Below are 14,422 nucleotides of genomic sequence, written 5' to 3'. Positions count from 1 at the left end.
TCGCTTGCACCCGACTTCGACACCCGTCAATATCGACGTGTGTCGAAACGAGAACTGCCGCTCACCGCGGTGACCTCACCCGGTTGTGAGGTCACTCCCCTGGTCCGGCAACCCTTGACCCCGCCGGCCGCCACCGAGTTGGCGGCGGTGTTCAAGGCGTTGTCGGATCCGGTGCGGTTGCGGCTGTTGTCGGTGATCGCCAGCCACGTCGGCCAAGAGGCCTGTGTGTGCGATATCTCCGACGGGTTCGACGTCTCCCAGCCGACCATTTCCCACCATTTGAAGGTGCTGCGGGAAGCCGGGTTGCTGTCGAGTGAGCGCCGTGGCTCGTGGGTGTACTACCGCGTCGAGCCCGATGCCCTGCGACAGCTGTCGTCGCTGCTGGACATCGCTCTCCCCGAGGCGGCCGTCCGATGAGCGCGCTGACCCGGCGGCTGCTGGCCGAGTTCGTCGGCACCGGACTGCTGGTGTGCGTGGTCGTCGGGTCCGGCATCGCGGCGCAGCAGCTGTCCGCGCAGGATGTCGGCCTCCAGTTGCTGGAGAACTCGACCGCCACCGTGTTCGGGCTCGGTGTCCTGATCCTGATCCTCGGGCCGGTGTCGGGGGCGCATTTCAATCCCGTTGTCTCGGTGGCCGATTGGTGGGCGGGCCGTCGCCGCGGCGCCGGTCTCACCACCGCCGAGATGGTCGCCTATATCGGCGCGCAGGTGCCCGGCGGCATCGCCGGGGCGGTGCTGGCCAACATCATGTTCGATCAGCGGGCCGTGCAGATCTCGACCCATCACCGGGTCAGCACCGGCCATCTGGTCGGTGAGGTGGTGGCCACCGCCGGGCTCATCGCCGTCATCTTCGCCCTGGTCCGCACCGGCCGTACCGCGCTGGCGGCCGTCGCGGTGGCCGCCTACATCGGTGCCGCGTACTGGTTCACCAGCTCCACCAGTTTCGCCAATCCCGCCGTCACCGTCGGCCGGATCTTCTCCGACACCTTCGCCGGTATCGCGCCCGCCTCGGCGCCGGCGTTCGTCGCCGCCCAACTCCTCGGGGCCGCACTCGGATTCGCGCTGGTCGGCGCACTGTACCCCGACTCCGCTCCGGCTGAGCGCGCCGCGCTCGACGTTCCGACTTCGTGAAAGGGCCCGCCCACCAATGACCTCCGTCACGCCGAGCGTCCTGTTCGTTTGCGTCCACAACGCGGGCCGCTCCCAGATGGCGCAGGGCTTCCTGGCCCACCTGGCCGGGGACGCCATCGAAGTCCGCTCGGCCGGAACCGCGCCCGCCGACACCATCAATCCGGCCGCGGTCGAGGCCATGGCCGAGCTGGGTATCGACATCACCGCCCAGACGCCGAAGGTCCTCACCCCCGACACGGTGCAGACCTCCACCGTGGTGATCACCATGGGTTGCGGCGACACCTGCCCCTACTTCCCCGGCGTCGACTACCGCGACTGGACCCTCGACGATCCCGCGGGTAAGGGTGTCGAGGCCGTGCGGCCGATTCGCGACGAAATCCGTACCCGGGTGGAACGACTCATCGAAGAGTTGCGGACATCAGGAGTGGATCCGCGATGAGTGCCGTCTCCCGACCCGCGCAGTCGCCGGCAGTCTGGCGCGGCGCGGACCTCAGCGACTCCGCCGAATGGGCGACCGTCCTGACCGACGCGCAGCGCGCGGAGATCGTCGACGCCACGCGCGCGGCCCGTGCCGCCGGGCGTGACGCCACGAACCTGCGCCGCGAGGACTTCCCGCTGCCGGGCCTGGCCGATCTGCTGCGCGAGTGGACGGTCACATTGACGCAGGGCCGCGCCTTCGTTCTCCTCCGCCGGTTCCCCGTCGATCTGCTGACCGAGGCCGAGACCGAGCTCGCCTATGTCGGTCTCGGCCTGCACCTGGGCACTCCGGTCAGCCAGAACGCGGCGGGTGACCTGCTGGGCCACGTCCGCGACGAGCGCCTCCCGCGTACCGGCCCGGCGGTGCGGCTCTACACCACCAATGAGCGTCAGGACTTCCACACCGACGGCTCCGACCTGGTCGGGCTGCTGTGCTTGAACCCCGCGAAAACCGGTGGGGAGAGCCGCATCGCGAGCTCGCTGGCCGTCTACAACCACATCCTGGCCGAACGGCCCGATCTCCTCGAAGTGCTGCGCAGCCCCTTCCACTGGGACCGCAACGACGAGCAATCCCCCGGCGAGGCACCGTATTTCACCCTGCCAGCCATCCATGACATCAACGGCGAACCCCGGATCTTCTACATCGGCTGGTACATCCGCGACGCCCAACGCCACCCCGGCGTCCCGCCCCTGACCGGCCTGCAACTCGAGGCCATGCGCATGCTCGAGGACACCGCCAACGACCCCGCCTTCTACCTCCCCATGGAATTCGCCCCCGGCGACATCCAGATCCTCAACAACGCGAAGATCCTGCACAGCCGCGAGGCCTACACGGACCACGAGGACCCCGCCCGTCGCCGCCACCTGCTGCGCCTGTGGCTCACCGCCCATTCCTTCGCCACCGTCGAGGACATGCTGCGCGAGGGGATCCCGCCACGCCGGGGCTGATCACCGGGCGCCTTCCGGGACGTGACCGGTCCCGGTAAGGAAATCGATAGCGATCGTTAAGCGCCGGACCATACATTTTCGGGGAGTCCAGCTCCGAGGGGGTGAAAGGCTATGGCGCTACGTATTTCCGGACAGGCGATCACCAGTGACATGACGCCTGAGACCGCGCATCTGGTTCCCGGTCCCGCCGGGAGCCGGTGGGTGCTCAGCTGGCTGCCGGGGCGGGATCTGACCCGGGAGCAGGCCATCGACGGGATGGCCCTCGACGAGATCCTGAGCGACCTGGCCTCCACCGAGGAGGAATTCGTCCTGGAGTTGGCGGCGCTGCGAGCCGAATCGCTGGGGATGCGGCTCGAGGAGGCCGTCGTCCGGTTGGCGGCGCGCATCATCGAACGCGACCGCCGGCAGCGGCGCACGGACGGTGCGGACCGTCCCCCGGGTGATTCCCCGGAGGGACGGTACTGCATCCGACGCGCGAATCCTCCCGTCCCCCACTGCCACTCGCGCGCGCACTGACCGTTCGCCCTAGAATTGCGGCCACAGACCAACCGGGGAGGATCCACGTGGCCGCAACGATCACCATCTCGATCACCGACGCCGACGACGACATCGCCGAACTGGCCTCGCTGTTCGAGGCGATCGTGGTGGACGACGACCTACGCGCCGTCCACAAACGCCTGATCAGCGGCGAACCCGTCCCGGACGCGCTCGGCGCAACGGAACTCATCAAACTGGTGGTCGAATCCGCGCCGTTGATGGGTGCGGTCACCGCATGCGTGACAGCCTGGATCGCCAGCCGCACAACCAAATTCACCTTGCGAATCGGCGACTCGGAAATCTCGGTCAAGGGCGACGTCTCCGAGGACGTCGTACGGCAGGCCCTCGAACAGATCCGCCCCAACGGGGTCCAGAAGCCGGACCCGGAGCACATCGAGGAGGCGTAGTCCTGTCCCGACCGAGGTCAAAGAGGGGCTCGGGCGAATCCCTAGGACTCGTCGGCGACACACGAAGTCGGCAGCAGCAGATGGTTCTGCGCCGCAGTCGGTCTCGACTGGCATCCGCCACGTGCCAGCCGGTTCGGTCGGCGCGGCATTACAGTGCATCCGGATCCCGTCGCCGAGTGGCACATCCTGGAGGATTTTGTCCAATATCACCTCCACCATGTGCCACTCGGCATTTCGGCATGAGCGGACGTTCTGCGCTGCACCGAGTCCCAGCACCCCGCTCTGGCCGCTTCGGGCAGCGCGGTATGCGGCTAGTAAGAGACTGGTGTCAGGATCGGATCCCGGCCAGGATTTGATCCAGGTGCCCGGTGGGATGCTCCGTTCATGCGGCTGCCCACCGTCTGGATTGGTGTGGCTCTCTAATGGCTTGCCTCCCGCCGGGTGCCGTGCAGGGAGTGGCTGAAGAGGGGTCTGCCCGACGCTCGTACTAGCGGTGCCCTCCCGCACGGACACCATGTTTCGCTGACACGGGAGGAACAGCGATGACCGTCATCATCGGAATGGACCCGCACAAACGCTCGGCCACCATCGAAGCCATCGACCCGACCGGACGGGTCCTGGTCACCGGCCGATACAGCACCGACAACATCGGCTATTCGGAAATGCTCGCTGCTACACAACAATTCAACGACCGGGTATGGGCGGTCGAGGGCTGCAACGGCATCGGCCGGCACCTCGCGCACCGTCTCGTTCACGACGGCGAATCCGTGATCGACGTGCCCGCGAAACTGTCGGCGCAGGTGCGGGTCTTCGCCACCGGCAACGGCCGCAAGACCGACCCGGTCGACGCCCACTCGGTCGCGCTGGCTGCCCTGCGCGCACCGAATCTGCGACGCGTCACCGCCGATCCGGAACTGATCGCCCTGGGCATGCTCGCCGACCACCGCGACGAACTCGGTCGCGCCCGCACCGAAACCCTCTGCCGGCTGCACCGATTGCTACTGGAATTGATCCCTGGTGGCGCAAAAGTCTTTCTCTCCGTGCGCCAGGCCCGCGAGTTGATCGCTGCAATCACACCATCGGACGCGGCCGTCGCGATCCGGCTGCGGCTGGTTGCCGAGCTGATCGAAGACCTGGAAACCATCGACCGCAAAACCAGGGCCGCGGACAAAGAACTGCGGCAACTGGTCCTCGAACGCGGATCCACCCTGATGGATCTACACGGAATCGGACCTTCCTCCGCGGCAAGGCTTTTGGCCGACGTCGGTGACATTAGGCGATTCCACGACCGGAATCGGTTCGCGTCCTGGAACGGCACCGCACCCCTGGACGCCTCTTCCGGTGATCAGCAGCGACATCGGCTCTCCCGAGCCGGCAACCGCAAGATCAACCGGGTCCTGCACATCATGGCCATCGTTCAACTACGAACCCGCACCACCACCGGCCGCGCCTACTACGACCGCCGCAAAGCAGGCGGAAAGACCTCGATGGAAGCAATCCGCGCCCTCAAACGACGACTCTCGAACGTCATCTACGTTCGGATGCTCACCGATGAACGACACCGCGAATTGGCAGGCCCGGGAGGGCAATCGGGAACGACTCCTGACTCCAGCGCGACCGGCTCCAACCCGCACACCGATCCTTCGGACAAGCCACATCCCGGACCCAACAACCAGGCTAACCCCGCACCCGCGCCGACGTCTTGACATAGAGGGGAGCCATTTCAGTGCGTCACGTCAGCCGCTCAGTCCGGTGCCCGCCCCACCACCGACGGAGCAATCGGCGATCCTCCCGCTGGCGTGGACTTATTCACCACACGTTGTTCTCGGGCATCGAGACCGGCAGGTTGCTTTCAGGAACCGAGATCGAGCAGGCCGAGATCTTGACCACCGCGCAGAGAACAGTGGCGACAGTCTCGGCCGAACCCGAGGCCGAACCCGAGGCTGAACCGGTCGACAGCGGTTCGGCTGCGGCCAAACCCGTTCCGGTGGTGAGGACCGCGGCGGTGAGCACGACGAGGGCAAGGATACGACGCATGAGTATTCCCCGATACTTGATGTGAAACAGTTTCGCTTCGCAAGATACTGGCTCACCGGCATGCGCCACTCGGTATTCGCAGTTGCGGACGTTCCAGACACACGAACGCCCCGAGATGATCTCGGGGCGTTCGATTTTCAGCTGGACCGTGCCGGCCGCTCCGGATCGACCCGTGAGCGGCATGAGCGGATGGTTCCGTAGCGCCTGAATTGCCTGCGTCAGCGACCAGATCGAATGGAGTGCAACCGTGCACTCACGGCATTTCTTCGGAGGCTGACCCGCTCAGCCCGACCCACGGCGTCAGCTCGCACTGAAGCTGTCCCCTGCGGAGATGCCGCCCCTCGTGGACTCGGGGAGGGGTCCGCTTCTGTATTCCTCGAGATACGTGATGCGCCACTGTTGCCAATCCAGATACTTGTCACCGGCCTTTTCCCGGTAGCGCCGATACTGGTACCGCTTTGTCCTTACCAGGGACTTCCGCGCGTCGCGAGCCGCTTGACGAGCTGCCCGCTCGCCCCGTTTGCGTTCCGCGTCTGTGAGTTCCACCGGCGGATCAGCGAAGACTCTCGATCGCATCCAGCGCATAGTGGACCATCCTCGGTTCGAGATGCTGAGAGTGTCTGCCCAACAACCAACTCGATGGTAGCGATCAAGGAAATCAGCCGCTATCGGTCAATCGCCCTAATCATGTTGTGGGGCAATGCGGAACACAGGAAGGGGCCCGTGGCGGCCGATCAAGCGCGGAAGCCGTTGCGACTGATGACGGCGGGGATCGGCACAGCGTCGATCGATCTTCGAAGCCGGAGTCATCCACACCCTCAACTCGGCATGAGTGCGCATTGCCGGCGGCCCTACGGCGGTCTGCCCGTTGATCTTCCGAGGTGCCGCGCTGGCCGGTTCGGGCAGCGTGGTATCCGGCAAGACAGGATATTCCCGGTCTGCGCCGATCTTCCGGCGGTGAGGTGGCGGCTACTCTCCTCGCCAGGGCAAGCCGTGGAACGCGAACACGGCCTTGCCCTGATCCAACACGCTCACGACCACCTCCGCCGGCGCCGGCGCGAAGATGTCCACCACCTCGAGCTCCGCACCTCGCCGATCATGGTCGAGAACGTGTGCGCGCCGGCCATTGTCGAACTGCCGCAACGTGCCCGACGGCCACACGTCTGGCCGAGCGCCCTGACAGCACAACAGTCGGCCCCTGGCCTCCAGATACTCGCGGACAGCGAGCAGGCAACTCAGGTAGTCGTCATCGGCCGACCCGAACACGCCATGACCCACTAACTCCACCCGCGCCACGGAAGGCTCACCCAGACGAAGCACGACCGGCCACTGCACGCCCGCGGAATCAACCGCCGTCAAGTTCACAACCTCGGACATGTTGTTCAGTCGACTCGGATCACGATGGCGGAGGCGTTGTCGTTTCCGCCCGCTGTCTCGCAGGCCGCCAGAAGGGCGGTGACGACGGAGTCCGGCGGTGTATCCCGACCGAGGAAGGTCCGTAGGTCGTCGTAGCCGACCTGCTCGGATACGCCGTCGGTGCACAGCAGGTATCGGTCACCGGGTCTCATCGTCACGCTGAACACATCGGGTTCTGGCGCGGACCCATGGCCGACATAGCGGGTCAGTTGATACCGCGCTGCCGCGGCCTGTGCCGAGTCGAACGGATACAAACCGTGCACAGCCCCTAGCCATGCCATCGTGTGGTCGGTGGTCAACAGTTCGAGCAGCCCGGCACGCCACCGATATACACGCGAGTCACCGATCTGAACGAGCCAGCAACCCTGTGGCGCAGCGATCATGGCGGTAAGAGTGCACCCGGCGAGGTCCCGCAATTCACGGCCGGCACGGCTCACCCTGGCATGAGCTGCTGCCACCGCGTCGCGCAGCGTGTCGGGCCCCGGCTCTGCCACACGCGTGGCGTAGTCGACGAAGGTATCGACGGCGATCCGCCCCGCGGCCGCGCTGCCCGCTCCATCTCCCATACCGTCGGCCAGCACCGCGAACAAAGGTTTCTCAACGAGGTAAGTGACGTCGAAGTTCGCCGAATAGCGGTTACCCGTATCGCTGCCCACGGCGGTTCTGATGTCGAGACCATCCACAGCGTCAAGGCTATCCACGGCGAAACGCCGACGCCCGATTGGGCGAGCGCCTCGGCAGCAGATCACTCCGTTGGAATCGTCGGCTGTTCCGGTCCGACCGGCACGATCGGCTGGTAGGCCAGCGCCTTGTCCACGATCTGTTCAGGAGTCAGCGGCGGGTCGGAGAAGTCCCAGAAGATGTGGTCGGAGATGTGCGGGTCCGCCACCGAATCGTGTAGCTGAGTGAGCCATTCATCCAGCTGCTCGTCACTACCTTCGGCGCGCGCCACACGCGCGACCAGTTCGATGAGCTGCTCACGATCGAGCTTGGCCATGCCGACTCCCGACTCCATAGTGATTCCCCGCCCATGATCGCAGCGGATGCCGGAGAACCTGCACGGCCGGCCGAAGGCGTGACCAGTTATGAACCGTGGGGTTCGCGTGCTGTCCGGAAGACTCGGGCCTGGGTGGTGGCCGATGCCCGTACCGCCCCGGTCGTATCGCGGAGAGTCCCTTGCATGCCGGCCAGTTGGTGGTCGATTCGCCCGTCGGCTTCCAACAGCGTGGGCGCGGGTGCTGCGTGGCCTGACGACCAGATGACCGACAGATCGAGGCTGACCATGCGAGTCAGGGGAGACTCGGTCCGCATCCCGGCGTCCAAGAGGAATGCGTCGAAGAACATGATGTCGGTCAAGCGTCCGCAGATCTCGGTGGATCGGTGCTCGGAGTCTGTGGCGTCCGGCACCGCCCACAGCGCGACGCGCGCTTGTCCGTCATAGAAGTCGTCGTAGGTCAGCGGGTAATCCACTGCTCGCAGGTTCAGTCCCTTCAAGAACGGTGCCCATTCGGTCACCCAGGGCACACGGTCGCAGTCGCTGAACGAGATCCGCTGGGTGCCTTCACCTTCGAGGCCATTCACCATCTGCGGGTCTACGAACCACGCCAAGGCGGTCAACACCAGGGCGCCTTCCTGTTCGATGGTGACCTCACACAATCCGCAGCTGCGGCCGGCCGACAGCACCCGCGCCGCCACCCGCAGCGCGCCGGGCTTGGTGGGCGCGGTGAACACGGTGTGGATGCTGCGCAATGTGCGGCCCGGCATGTGCGCGAACCCCGCCAGCGCGGCGACCGCCGCGGAGTAGCCCCCGAAACCTATTCCCTGATAGCACAATTCGGGCGGCACGATCGATCGGAACCCGGAGTCTTCCGCTTCCAGGCGCACGTCCCCGAACGGGGTCGGAATCTGCAACGGCGTCGTCATGGTGAACCGCCTATCAGTCGCGTAGGAGAAGGTCGAAATGCCTCGATCAAGCTTGCCCTCCTCGATGGTGTACGTGACCTGTTGGCTGCGGAGGTCTTCCTCACGTTCGAGCCACGCCTTGTGCAGTTCATCGGCCAGCTGATCGTCGTTGCATGGTCGGGCTGTCGGCCCCGCGTCTTATGGTGGCGGCCACGCCGCACAGGGCAGCCAGTCAACACATGAGGGAGAACGTGTCGTGCTGTACGTCGTGGTCAACGGATTCTGGGGCCTCCGCGGGGAATCCGTGCCGGGCATCGCTGAACGGTGGTACGCCACGCTGCGCGTGCTCGCGGACATCGATGGCTCGACGTTCGAGCGATGGCACGAGGCCGGCGCGGACCTCCCGTCCGATCCCGTGGTGGAGCCCTCGGTCCCCGCACTGGCGGACTACATCGAGCGCACGAATACCGGACCCGACCTCGACGTCATCGGATACACGACGTCGCTGTGGGCGAAGAACACCGGTACAGCGCACGTGTCCATGGCGATTCACGCGGGCAGTACCTCGCGCTACGCGGTGAACTCCGTCGTACTCGCCTTCCGGTCACGCGAGATCGACGAGACCGCGCAGGTGATTCGGCGCGCTCCGCAGATCCTGCGTCTGCTCGCGGAGCACTGGGAGATCGACGCCGGACAGGTCTACGACAAGCACCAGTACCGCGCGGTGACCGAACGATTCGACTTGGCCAACAGCGCACCCCGTTGTGGGGGTGCGGTCTTCCTCTCCGCTCGCCGGGCCGCCCTGGCGCCCGAAGGGCTGCCCGCAACCTACGTCCACACCGCACACGATGGGCTGGTCATCGACCTCACCGGTGACGGCACGCAGTCACCGGCCATCGAGACGATCCTCGAAGCGAACATCCGACTACGTGCCGCCGGGGCAATGGACGAGCTCCCGATCCCGTTCGACCGCGCTACGTTCTGATACCCGCGCTCGCCCTCACCCTGCTATTGGGCGGCCATGGGCTGGAGCGGAATGCGCCCCCACTTGATGATTCCGCTCATGATGCCAGCCGCTACATCGCGACGAGGTCAGCCCTTCCGAACATCGGACACTCAATTGCTCGGCGGGAATTGTCCCTTCGCCACCACCTTGCCGCCCGAGAGCGTGAAGGTCACCACGCTGGGGCCGCCGCTAGGGCAGCACAGGGCGTCACTGGATTTCGCCCACTTGTATTGCACCGAGACGGTATTCGCGGTCTTTCCGATGACCTTGGTGTAGCCGTAGGGGCTGGACGTCGCGGTACCGAGGTAGGTGCCGTTGGTGAAGAACAGGACATGGGTGTACGGGTGAATATTGCCCGATTCCACCGTCATCCACGACAGTATGCCCTCGCAGCCCGCCGAAATCGGGTCTTCGCTCGCGAACGGATTACCCCACGCGCCGGTCGAGGCCGGGGCGAGGCTCTTGATCGCCGAATTGGAGAGCCCGGAATTGAGGTCGAAGCACATTCCGTGGCCGCTGCCGTTGGGTGCCGGATTCGTGGTCACCGGCACGATCGTGGACTGCGGCGAGTCGGTCGCGGCACCGGTGGCCGGTGCGGCCTGTGGCGGATTGGCCTCGCCCGCAGAGGGATCGCCGCCCTGGTTGCCCGGGGCCTGGGCGGGCGGCGGAGCCGACTGGTCGCCCTGCGCCGGTGCGGTCTTACTCGGGGATGCGGCCACTGTCGTGCTCGCTGGTCCCGCCTGGGTCGACGAGCTGCCGGAGCATCCGCTCGCGGCCGCCACCAGGGCGGTGGCGAACACGGCGAACAGCACTGGTTTGGCCTTCATGTTTCTCCTCGCATCGACACCTCATCCCCGACTTCCAACCGAATGGAAGGACATACTGGTCATCGGGTTCAATCAGGCGGGCGTTAATCGGAACGCCTGCGGGCGGTATGCCCCAAAAATCAAGGGCGGCTGCGCAATCGGTACTCAGGCTTCCGCAAACAGCATGTTCGACAGATAGATTCAACCAACGGCAAGAAGTTGCGGCTGGCGGCGGCTCGGCTCATGACAAGCACACGCGGTCGAGGAGCGGCGCGGCGCAAGTGGTTCGCTACGCATAGCATTCGGGATATGCGTGGTGGCGGGTGGTTTCGTGTCGTGGTGTGCTTGGCCGTGCTCGGGAGTACCAGCGGGTGCATCGGGGCGGTGGATCGGGCGGATTTCGAGAAGGAGATACGGGCCCGCGGGGGCGGGTTGGTGAGTGCGCTGCCGCAGGGCGCTATCGCCGCGCTGGCGCAGCGCATCGGGGCGAGCGATCCGGAGGTGAATGTCATCTTGCTGACTGCACCGAACTCCACCCAGTTCCGACTGGTTGTGAACAACCAACCCGCCCAAGTGACCAGGTTCTTCGACGGGGGTGATTTCACCGCGCGCGAACCCACGGTCCGGGTGCGGGTCCGGCCGCCCGGACCACCACGCGTGCTGGACGACTACTCGTTCACGCTCGGCGACCTGAGTGACCCACGCCCCGTGCGGGTTTCCTCCTTCGACGACCTGGACGGCGAGAACTTCAGGGTCAGCGAGGTTCCGGGGCTCTCGCGGATCGAAGACCTCGTCGATACGGCCCGTACACGCAGCGAGATCCCCGACGGGCAGGTCACCGCCGTCCTGGTGAGCCGCTTCGGCCGGGACATCCGCATGGTCGCCAATGTCGTCTCCGCGCGCTCGGAGGTGGTCGTCGAGTTCGACCGCGCCGGCGTGTTCCTCCGAGCCCAGTAGGTGTAGACGATGCCCCGTGTGATGGCAGCCCTGTCGACCGGCCTCGCCGTCGGCGCTTTCAGCATCGTCGTGCCCGTCGCCATCTGGCCCGGCGAAGCGAAACTCACCGCTCCCCTGTTCTGTTCGGCCACCGAACCCATGGTCGTCTCCGACACCTTCCACGACTCCGAAGGCACCTCCACCAACTACACCCTGTACTGCGTGGGCGACCACGGCATTCTCACCAATGAAGGCTTCGCCCTCCCCATGGCGGTGATGCTCACCGCCCACGTCCTGATCGTCACGGCGTTGGTACTGCTCGCCACCGCGTTCAGAACCAAGGCGGAGCCCGCGCGCGACCAGCCGGATGGAATGCAGGACGCCATCGAGCACTGACCCTTGTTCCGGCGCGGCATCAGGAGAACCTGCGGGCCTTGGTGGCGAGGGCGGCCCGGCCCCGAGGGGTGATGCGGTAACGGCCCCGGGGGCGGCTGGGGGTGATGAGGCCCCGGGATTCGAGGTGGGACAAGGCGGTCCGGGTGCGATGGCCGGTGAGGCTGGCCGACTGCTGGATTTGCGGGGCGGTCAGGGTGCGGTCCGGGTGGAGAGCGGTGAGGACCGCTATTTCGGCGGGGGTCATGGGGTCACCTCGGGTCGTGGGTGCGGTGGCGGCCGGTGGGATGGCCGGGCGGGCAAGGGATGTCGAGGTGGCCGCCGCCGGTGAGGGACAGGCGGAGGGTGTCGGTGCGGGACTCCCGCGAGAGACGGTAGGAGTCCACGGCGGTGCGGGCAGTGATCGCGGTGCAGAGGGCGATGATGGCGAGCAGGGCCCATGCGTCCCAGGGCATTTCGGCCTCCTTGTAGCGAATTCTTGGTTGACTCAACTGTGATCGCACAGCCACCATTGCGGAAGAGCTTCAACGAATTGCGCTGGCGTTCCACGGCGGGCCACCCCACGAAAGGCACTCCCCAGATAGAGAGGCTAACGAAATGGTCGGATCCACCATCCCCAAAAGGGCATTCGGTCGATTCCTGCGCGGACTTCGCGAGCATGTCGGGGCCTCATTGCTAACCGCCAGCCTGCAAATAGACACCTCCAAGCAAACGGTGGTTCGGTTGGAGGATGGGCTCCCGACCAAAATCACTACGCCACAGCTCAAATCACTCCTGGATCTGTACGAAGTCAGTCCCGAGGTCAGATTCGAAGCCCTCGAGATGTGGCAGGAGGTGCGGCAACAGGACAAGGCCGCCAAGCTACAGGGCACCTACAAGGGGTGGTGGCAGGCGTACGCCGATCAGTACGCCCCACATTTCGACCATTACCTGCGACTCGAAGCGACCAGTAATCATTGGATCAGCCACCAGCTCGTACACGTGCCAGGCCTGTTGCAGACTGCCGAATATCGCCGGAGCATTATCGGAGCCGCATACCCGGACCTGGCCGAGAACGATATCGAGCGGCGATTGGAACTCGCGGCCCGACGGCAGGAACGCAGCGCCGAACCGGGATTCCGCATGGACGCGATCCTGTCGGAGGCGGTGCTGCGCCACCGACTCGGCGGCCCATCCGTCATGGCCGCCCAATTGCGCTACCTCGCGCAGGTCGGAATGAGGGACAACGTCTCGATCCGCGTCGTACCGTTCAGTTCCGACTCACATGCGGGGCACGGGATCCTGTCGTTCACGTTGCTCGAATTCCCGCCCCTGTCATGCCATTTGAAGGAGCCGCCGTGCGTCTACATCGACGGCGCGGAAGGTGCGCTCTACCTCGAGAGCGACCGCGTCATCGAGCGGTTCAGGAACGCGATCTCGAGCCTCCAGCGAGTAGCGTTGAGCGAGAATGACACCAGAGCTCTGATGTCGGACATCGCGAAGGAGTACGCGGCGTGATAACCGATCAGTCGAATGCCAGATGGTTCAAGTCGTCCCACTCGGCCGACGCCAACGAGTGCGTCGAGGTCGCATTCCTCGACGACAGCGCCACCGCCGTCGGGGTGCGGGACTCCAAGGATCCGTCGGGCCCGATCCTCACCTTCTCCGGGGAGCAGTGGGATCGGTTCCTGGGCAGCGAAGTCTGGCGTCGTTAATCGCGGCGCTGGACTCGGCGCTCGGTTACTGTGCGGGAGATGAGCATCGAGTTTCTGTTGACGACGCTTGTCATTGTGGCGACGCCGGGTACCGGGGTGCTGTTCACGCTGGCCGCGGGGTTGGCGCGCGGGGTGCGGGCCAGCGTGATCGCGGCCTTCGGGTGCACGCTCGGGATCGTGCCGCATATGGTGGCGGCCATCACCGGGCTGGCGGCGCTGCTCAACGCCAGTGCCGTGGCGTTTCAGACCTTGAAGTACCTGGGCGTGGCGTACCTGCTCTACATGGCGTGGAATACGCTGCGGGACAAGGAAGTTCTGGTCATCTCGGAGGAGGGTTCCGAGGCCGCGCCCACGGCGGGACGGGTGATCGTGTCCGCCGTTCTGCTCAATGTGCTCAACCCGAAGCTGACGATCTTCTTCTTCGCGTTCCTGCCGCAGTTCGTGCCGACCGGTTCGACCGGCGCCACCGTGCGCATGCTGGAACTGAGCGGGCTGTTCATGCTCGCGACCTTCGTGGTGTTCGCCGTGTACGGAGCCTTCGCGGCGGGGGTGCGCGGCCGCATCATTTCCCGCCCCGCTGTGATGACGTGGATGCGCCGTGTGTTCGGGGTCTCGTTCATCGCACTCGCGGGACGGCTGGCCGTGCAGAACCAATAGGTGTGAGCTGTGCGGGGTCGGGGGTGGAGGCCGATATCACCATCTGGAAATTTGCCCGGATCGCTGGGCGTTTGCG

21 protein-coding genes are annotated in these 14,422 nt (G+C 65.7%); 13 read left to right on the top strand and 8 right to left on the bottom strand.

Features of this window, described 5'->3' with window-relative positions; genetic code table 11:
• Nucleotides 1-39: 39 nt before the first annotated feature.
• The 7 genes from ACQPYY_RS13240 to ACQPYY_RS13210 all read left to right on the top strand — a co-directional run bounded on the left by ACQPYY_RS13240 (nt 40) and on the right by ACQPYY_RS13210 (nt 5,205).
• A complete protein-coding gene (locus ACQPYY_RS13240; RefSeq protein ID WP_433593952.1) occupies nt 40-417 on the top strand; it encodes an ArsR/SmtB family transcription factor in 378 nt (125 codons plus the stop codon).
• Nucleotides 414-1,130: an aquaporin gene (locus ACQPYY_RS13235; RefSeq protein WP_433593951.1), complete on the top strand. Its 717-nt coding sequence runs from the start codon at nt 414-416 to the stop codon at nt 1,128-1,130. The genes ACQPYY_RS13240 and ACQPYY_RS13235 overlap by 4 nt, the downstream gene beginning before the upstream one ends.
• Nucleotides 1,131-1,146: 16 nt before the next feature.
• Entirely contained in the window at nt 1,147-1,569 is a 423-nt protein-coding gene (locus ACQPYY_RS13230; protein ID WP_433593950.1) for an arsenate reductase ArsC, read from the top strand.
• Entirely contained in the window at nt 1,566-2,555 is a 990-nt protein-coding gene (locus ACQPYY_RS13225) for a TauD/TfdA family dioxygenase (RefSeq protein WP_433593949.1), read from the top strand. The genes ACQPYY_RS13230 and ACQPYY_RS13225 overlap by 4 nt, the downstream gene beginning before the upstream one ends.
• Nucleotides 2,556-2,705: 150 nt before the next feature.
• Nucleotides 2,706-3,071 (top strand): hypothetical protein, encoded by a 366-nt coding sequence (locus tag ACQPYY_RS13220; RefSeq protein WP_433593948.1) that lies wholly within the window; start codon nt 2,706-2,708, stop codon nt 3,069-3,071.
• A gap of 47 nt (nt 3,072-3,118) precedes the next feature.
• Nucleotides 3,119-3,499 carry an effector-associated constant component EACC1 gene (locus ACQPYY_RS13215; protein WP_379097203.1) on the top strand — a complete coding sequence of 127 codons (381 nt, stop codon included), beginning with the start codon at nt 3,119-3,121 and terminating at the stop codon, nt 3,497-3,499.
• A 542-nt stretch (nt 3,500-4,041) separates the two neighbouring features.
• Nucleotides 4,042-5,205: an IS110 family transposase gene (locus ACQPYY_RS13210; RefSeq protein WP_433593947.1), complete on the top strand. Its 1,164-nt coding sequence runs from the start codon at nt 4,042-4,044 to the stop codon at nt 5,203-5,205.
• Nucleotides 5,206-5,308: 103 nt separating this feature from the next.
• On the opposite strand, the gene ACQPYY_RS13205 is transcribed toward ACQPYY_RS13210, so the two are convergent.
• The 5 genes from ACQPYY_RS13205 to ACQPYY_RS13185 form a co-directional block, all read right to left on the bottom strand.
• Entirely contained in the window at nt 5,309-5,719 is a 411-nt protein-coding gene (locus tag ACQPYY_RS13205) for a hypothetical protein (RefSeq protein WP_433593946.1), read from the bottom strand.
• Between the two features lie 786 nt (nt 5,720-6,505).
• Nucleotides 6,506-6,913, bottom strand: coding sequence for a hypothetical protein (locus tag ACQPYY_RS13200; RefSeq protein ID WP_433593945.1), 408 nt, complete (start codon nt 6,911-6,913; stop codon nt 6,506-6,508).
• A gap of 5 nt (nt 6,914-6,918) precedes the next feature.
• A complete protein-coding gene (locus ACQPYY_RS13195; protein ID WP_433593944.1) occupies nt 6,919-7,635 on the bottom strand; it encodes a PP2C family protein-serine/threonine phosphatase in 717 nt (238 codons plus the stop codon).
• Nucleotides 7,636-7,697: 62 nt separating this feature from the next.
• Nucleotides 7,698-7,949 carry a hypothetical protein gene (locus tag ACQPYY_RS13190; protein ID WP_433593943.1) on the bottom strand — a complete coding sequence of 84 codons (252 nt, stop codon included), beginning with the start codon at nt 7,947-7,949 and terminating at the stop codon, nt 7,698-7,700.
• Nucleotides 7,950-8,035: 86 nt separating this feature from the next.
• A complete protein-coding gene (locus ACQPYY_RS13185) occupies nt 8,036-8,875 on the bottom strand; it encodes an acyl-CoA thioesterase domain-containing protein (RefSeq protein ID WP_433593942.1) in 840 nt (279 codons plus the stop codon).
• 235 nt (nt 8,876-9,110) lie between these two features.
• Between ACQPYY_RS13185 and ACQPYY_RS13180 the strand changes: the two genes are divergently transcribed.
• Complete coding sequence (locus ACQPYY_RS13180; protein ID WP_433593941.1) at nt 9,111-9,839, top strand: Imm52 family immunity protein; 729 nt, start codon at nt 9,111-9,113, stop codon at nt 9,837-9,839.
• 131 nt (nt 9,840-9,970) lie between these two features.
• Here the strand turns inward: ACQPYY_RS13180 and ACQPYY_RS13175 are convergent, their stop codons facing one another.
• Nucleotides 9,971-10,687: an LppP/LprE family lipoprotein gene (locus tag ACQPYY_RS13175; RefSeq protein WP_433593940.1), complete on the bottom strand. Its 717-nt coding sequence runs from the start codon at nt 10,685-10,687 to the stop codon at nt 9,971-9,973.
• Nucleotides 10,688-10,975: 288 nt separating this feature from the next.
• Between ACQPYY_RS13175 and ACQPYY_RS13170 the strand changes: the two genes are divergently transcribed.
• Both ACQPYY_RS13170 and ACQPYY_RS13165 read left to right on the top strand, forming a co-directional pair.
• Nucleotides 10,976-11,623: a hypothetical protein gene (locus ACQPYY_RS13170; RefSeq protein WP_433593939.1), complete on the top strand. Its 648-nt coding sequence runs from the start codon at nt 10,976-10,978 to the stop codon at nt 11,621-11,623.
• A gap of 9 nt (nt 11,624-11,632) precedes the next feature.
• Nucleotides 11,633-11,998 (top strand): hypothetical protein, encoded by a 366-nt coding sequence (locus ACQPYY_RS13165; RefSeq protein ID WP_433593938.1) that lies wholly within the window; start codon nt 11,633-11,635, stop codon nt 11,996-11,998.
• A 19-nt stretch (nt 11,999-12,017) separates the two neighbouring features.
• On the opposite strand, the gene ACQPYY_RS13160 is transcribed toward ACQPYY_RS13165, so the two are convergent.
• Nucleotides 12,018-12,242 carry a hypothetical protein gene (locus tag ACQPYY_RS13160; RefSeq protein WP_433593937.1) on the bottom strand — a complete coding sequence of 75 codons (225 nt, stop codon included), beginning with the start codon at nt 12,240-12,242 and terminating at the stop codon, nt 12,018-12,020.
• A gap of 4 nt (nt 12,243-12,246) precedes the next feature.
• The gene (locus ACQPYY_RS13155; RefSeq protein WP_433593936.1) at nt 12,247-12,450 is read right to left on the bottom strand and encodes a hypothetical protein; all 204 of its coding nucleotides are present in this window, start codon (nt 12,448-12,450) and stop codon (nt 12,247-12,249) included.
• A gap of 142 nt (nt 12,451-12,592) precedes the next feature.
• Between ACQPYY_RS13155 and ACQPYY_RS13150 the strand changes: the two genes are divergently transcribed.
• From ACQPYY_RS13150 to ACQPYY_RS13140, 3 genes are read left to right on the top strand one after another with little or no spacing between them, the layout of a single operon-like run.
• Nucleotides 12,593-13,492 carry a helix-turn-helix domain-containing protein gene (locus ACQPYY_RS13150; RefSeq protein WP_433593935.1) on the top strand — a complete coding sequence of 300 codons (900 nt, stop codon included), beginning with the start codon at nt 12,593-12,595 and terminating at the stop codon, nt 13,490-13,492.
• On the top strand, nt 13,489-13,689 hold the full coding sequence (locus tag ACQPYY_RS13145; protein ID WP_433593934.1) for a DUF397 domain-containing protein: 201 nt from the start codon (nt 13,489-13,491) through the stop codon (nt 13,687-13,689). Before ACQPYY_RS13150 ends, ACQPYY_RS13145 begins: the two co-directional genes overlap by 4 nt.
• Nucleotides 13,690-13,728: 39 nt before the next feature.
• Nucleotides 13,729-14,346, top strand: a complete 618-nt coding sequence (locus ACQPYY_RS13140) for a LysE family translocator (RefSeq protein ID WP_433593933.1) — start codon at nt 13,729-13,731, stop codon at nt 14,344-14,346.
• The last annotated feature ends 76 nt before the right edge of the window (nt 14,347-14,422 follow it).

The organism is Nocardia sp. CA-145437 (assembly GCF_050956485.1).
In the GTDB taxonomy this organism is placed as follows: Bacteria; Actinomycetota; Actinomycetes; order Mycobacteriales; family Mycobacteriaceae; genus Nocardia.
The sequence above is the reverse complement of the archived record's forward strand: the minus strand, read 5'-3'. Positions and strand labels throughout refer to the sequence as shown.

Excerpts from the sequence above, each read along its gene's own strand:
- ACQPYY_RS13235 (WP_433593951.1), top strand. The coding sequence starts at position 414 with ATGAGCGCGCTGACCCGGCGGCTGCTGGCCGAGTTCGTCGGCACCGGA.
- ACQPYY_RS13230 (WP_433593950.1), top strand. The coding sequence starts at position 1,147 with ATGACCTCCGTCACGCCGAGCGTCCTGTTCGTTTGCGTCCACAACGCG.
- ACQPYY_RS13225 (WP_433593949.1), top strand. The coding sequence starts at position 1,566 with ATGAGTGCCGTCTCCCGACCCGCGCAGTCGCCGGCAGTCTGGCGCGGC.
- ACQPYY_RS13220 (WP_433593948.1), top strand. The coding sequence starts at position 2,706 with ATGACGCCTGAGACCGCGCATCTGGTTCCCGGTCCCGCCGGGAGCCGG.
- ACQPYY_RS13210 (WP_433593947.1), top strand. The coding sequence starts at position 4,042 with ATGACCGTCATCATCGGAATGGACCCGCACAAACGCTCGGCCACCATC.
- ACQPYY_RS13205 (WP_433593946.1), bottom strand. The coding sequence starts at position 5,719 with ATGCCGCTCACGGGTCGATCCGGAGCGGCCGGCACGGTCCAGCTGAAA.
- ACQPYY_RS13200 (WP_433593945.1), bottom strand. The coding sequence starts at position 6,913 with ATGTCCGAGGTTGTGAACTTGACGGCGGTTGATTCCGCGGGCGTGCAG.
- ACQPYY_RS13190 (WP_433593943.1), bottom strand. The coding sequence starts at position 7,949 with ATGGCCAAGCTCGATCGTGAGCAGCTCATCGAACTGGTCGCGCGTGTG.
- ACQPYY_RS13185 (WP_433593942.1), bottom strand. The coding sequence starts at position 8,875 with ATGACGACGCCGTTGCAGATTCCGACCCCGTTCGGGGACGTGCGCCTG.
- ACQPYY_RS13175 (WP_433593940.1), bottom strand. The coding sequence starts at position 10,687 with ATGAAGGCCAAACCAGTGCTGTTCGCCGTGTTCGCCACCGCCCTGGTG.
- ACQPYY_RS13170 (WP_433593939.1), top strand. The coding sequence starts at position 10,976 with ATGCGTGGTGGCGGGTGGTTTCGTGTCGTGGTGTGCTTGGCCGTGCTC.
- ACQPYY_RS13165 (WP_433593938.1), top strand. The coding sequence starts at position 11,633 with ATGCCCCGTGTGATGGCAGCCCTGTCGACCGGCCTCGCCGTCGGCGCT.
- ACQPYY_RS13160 (WP_433593937.1), bottom strand. The coding sequence starts at position 12,242 with ATGACCCCCGCCGAAATAGCGGTCCTCACCGCTCTCCACCCGGACCGC.
- ACQPYY_RS13155 (WP_433593936.1), bottom strand. The coding sequence starts at position 12,450 with ATGCCCTGGGACGCATGGGCCCTGCTCGCCATCATCGCCCTCTGCACC.
- ACQPYY_RS13150 (WP_433593935.1), top strand. The coding sequence starts at position 12,593 with ATGGTCGGATCCACCATCCCCAAAAGGGCATTCGGTCGATTCCTGCGC.
- ACQPYY_RS13140 (WP_433593933.1), top strand. The coding sequence starts at position 13,729 with ATGAGCATCGAGTTTCTGTTGACGACGCTTGTCATTGTGGCGACGCCG.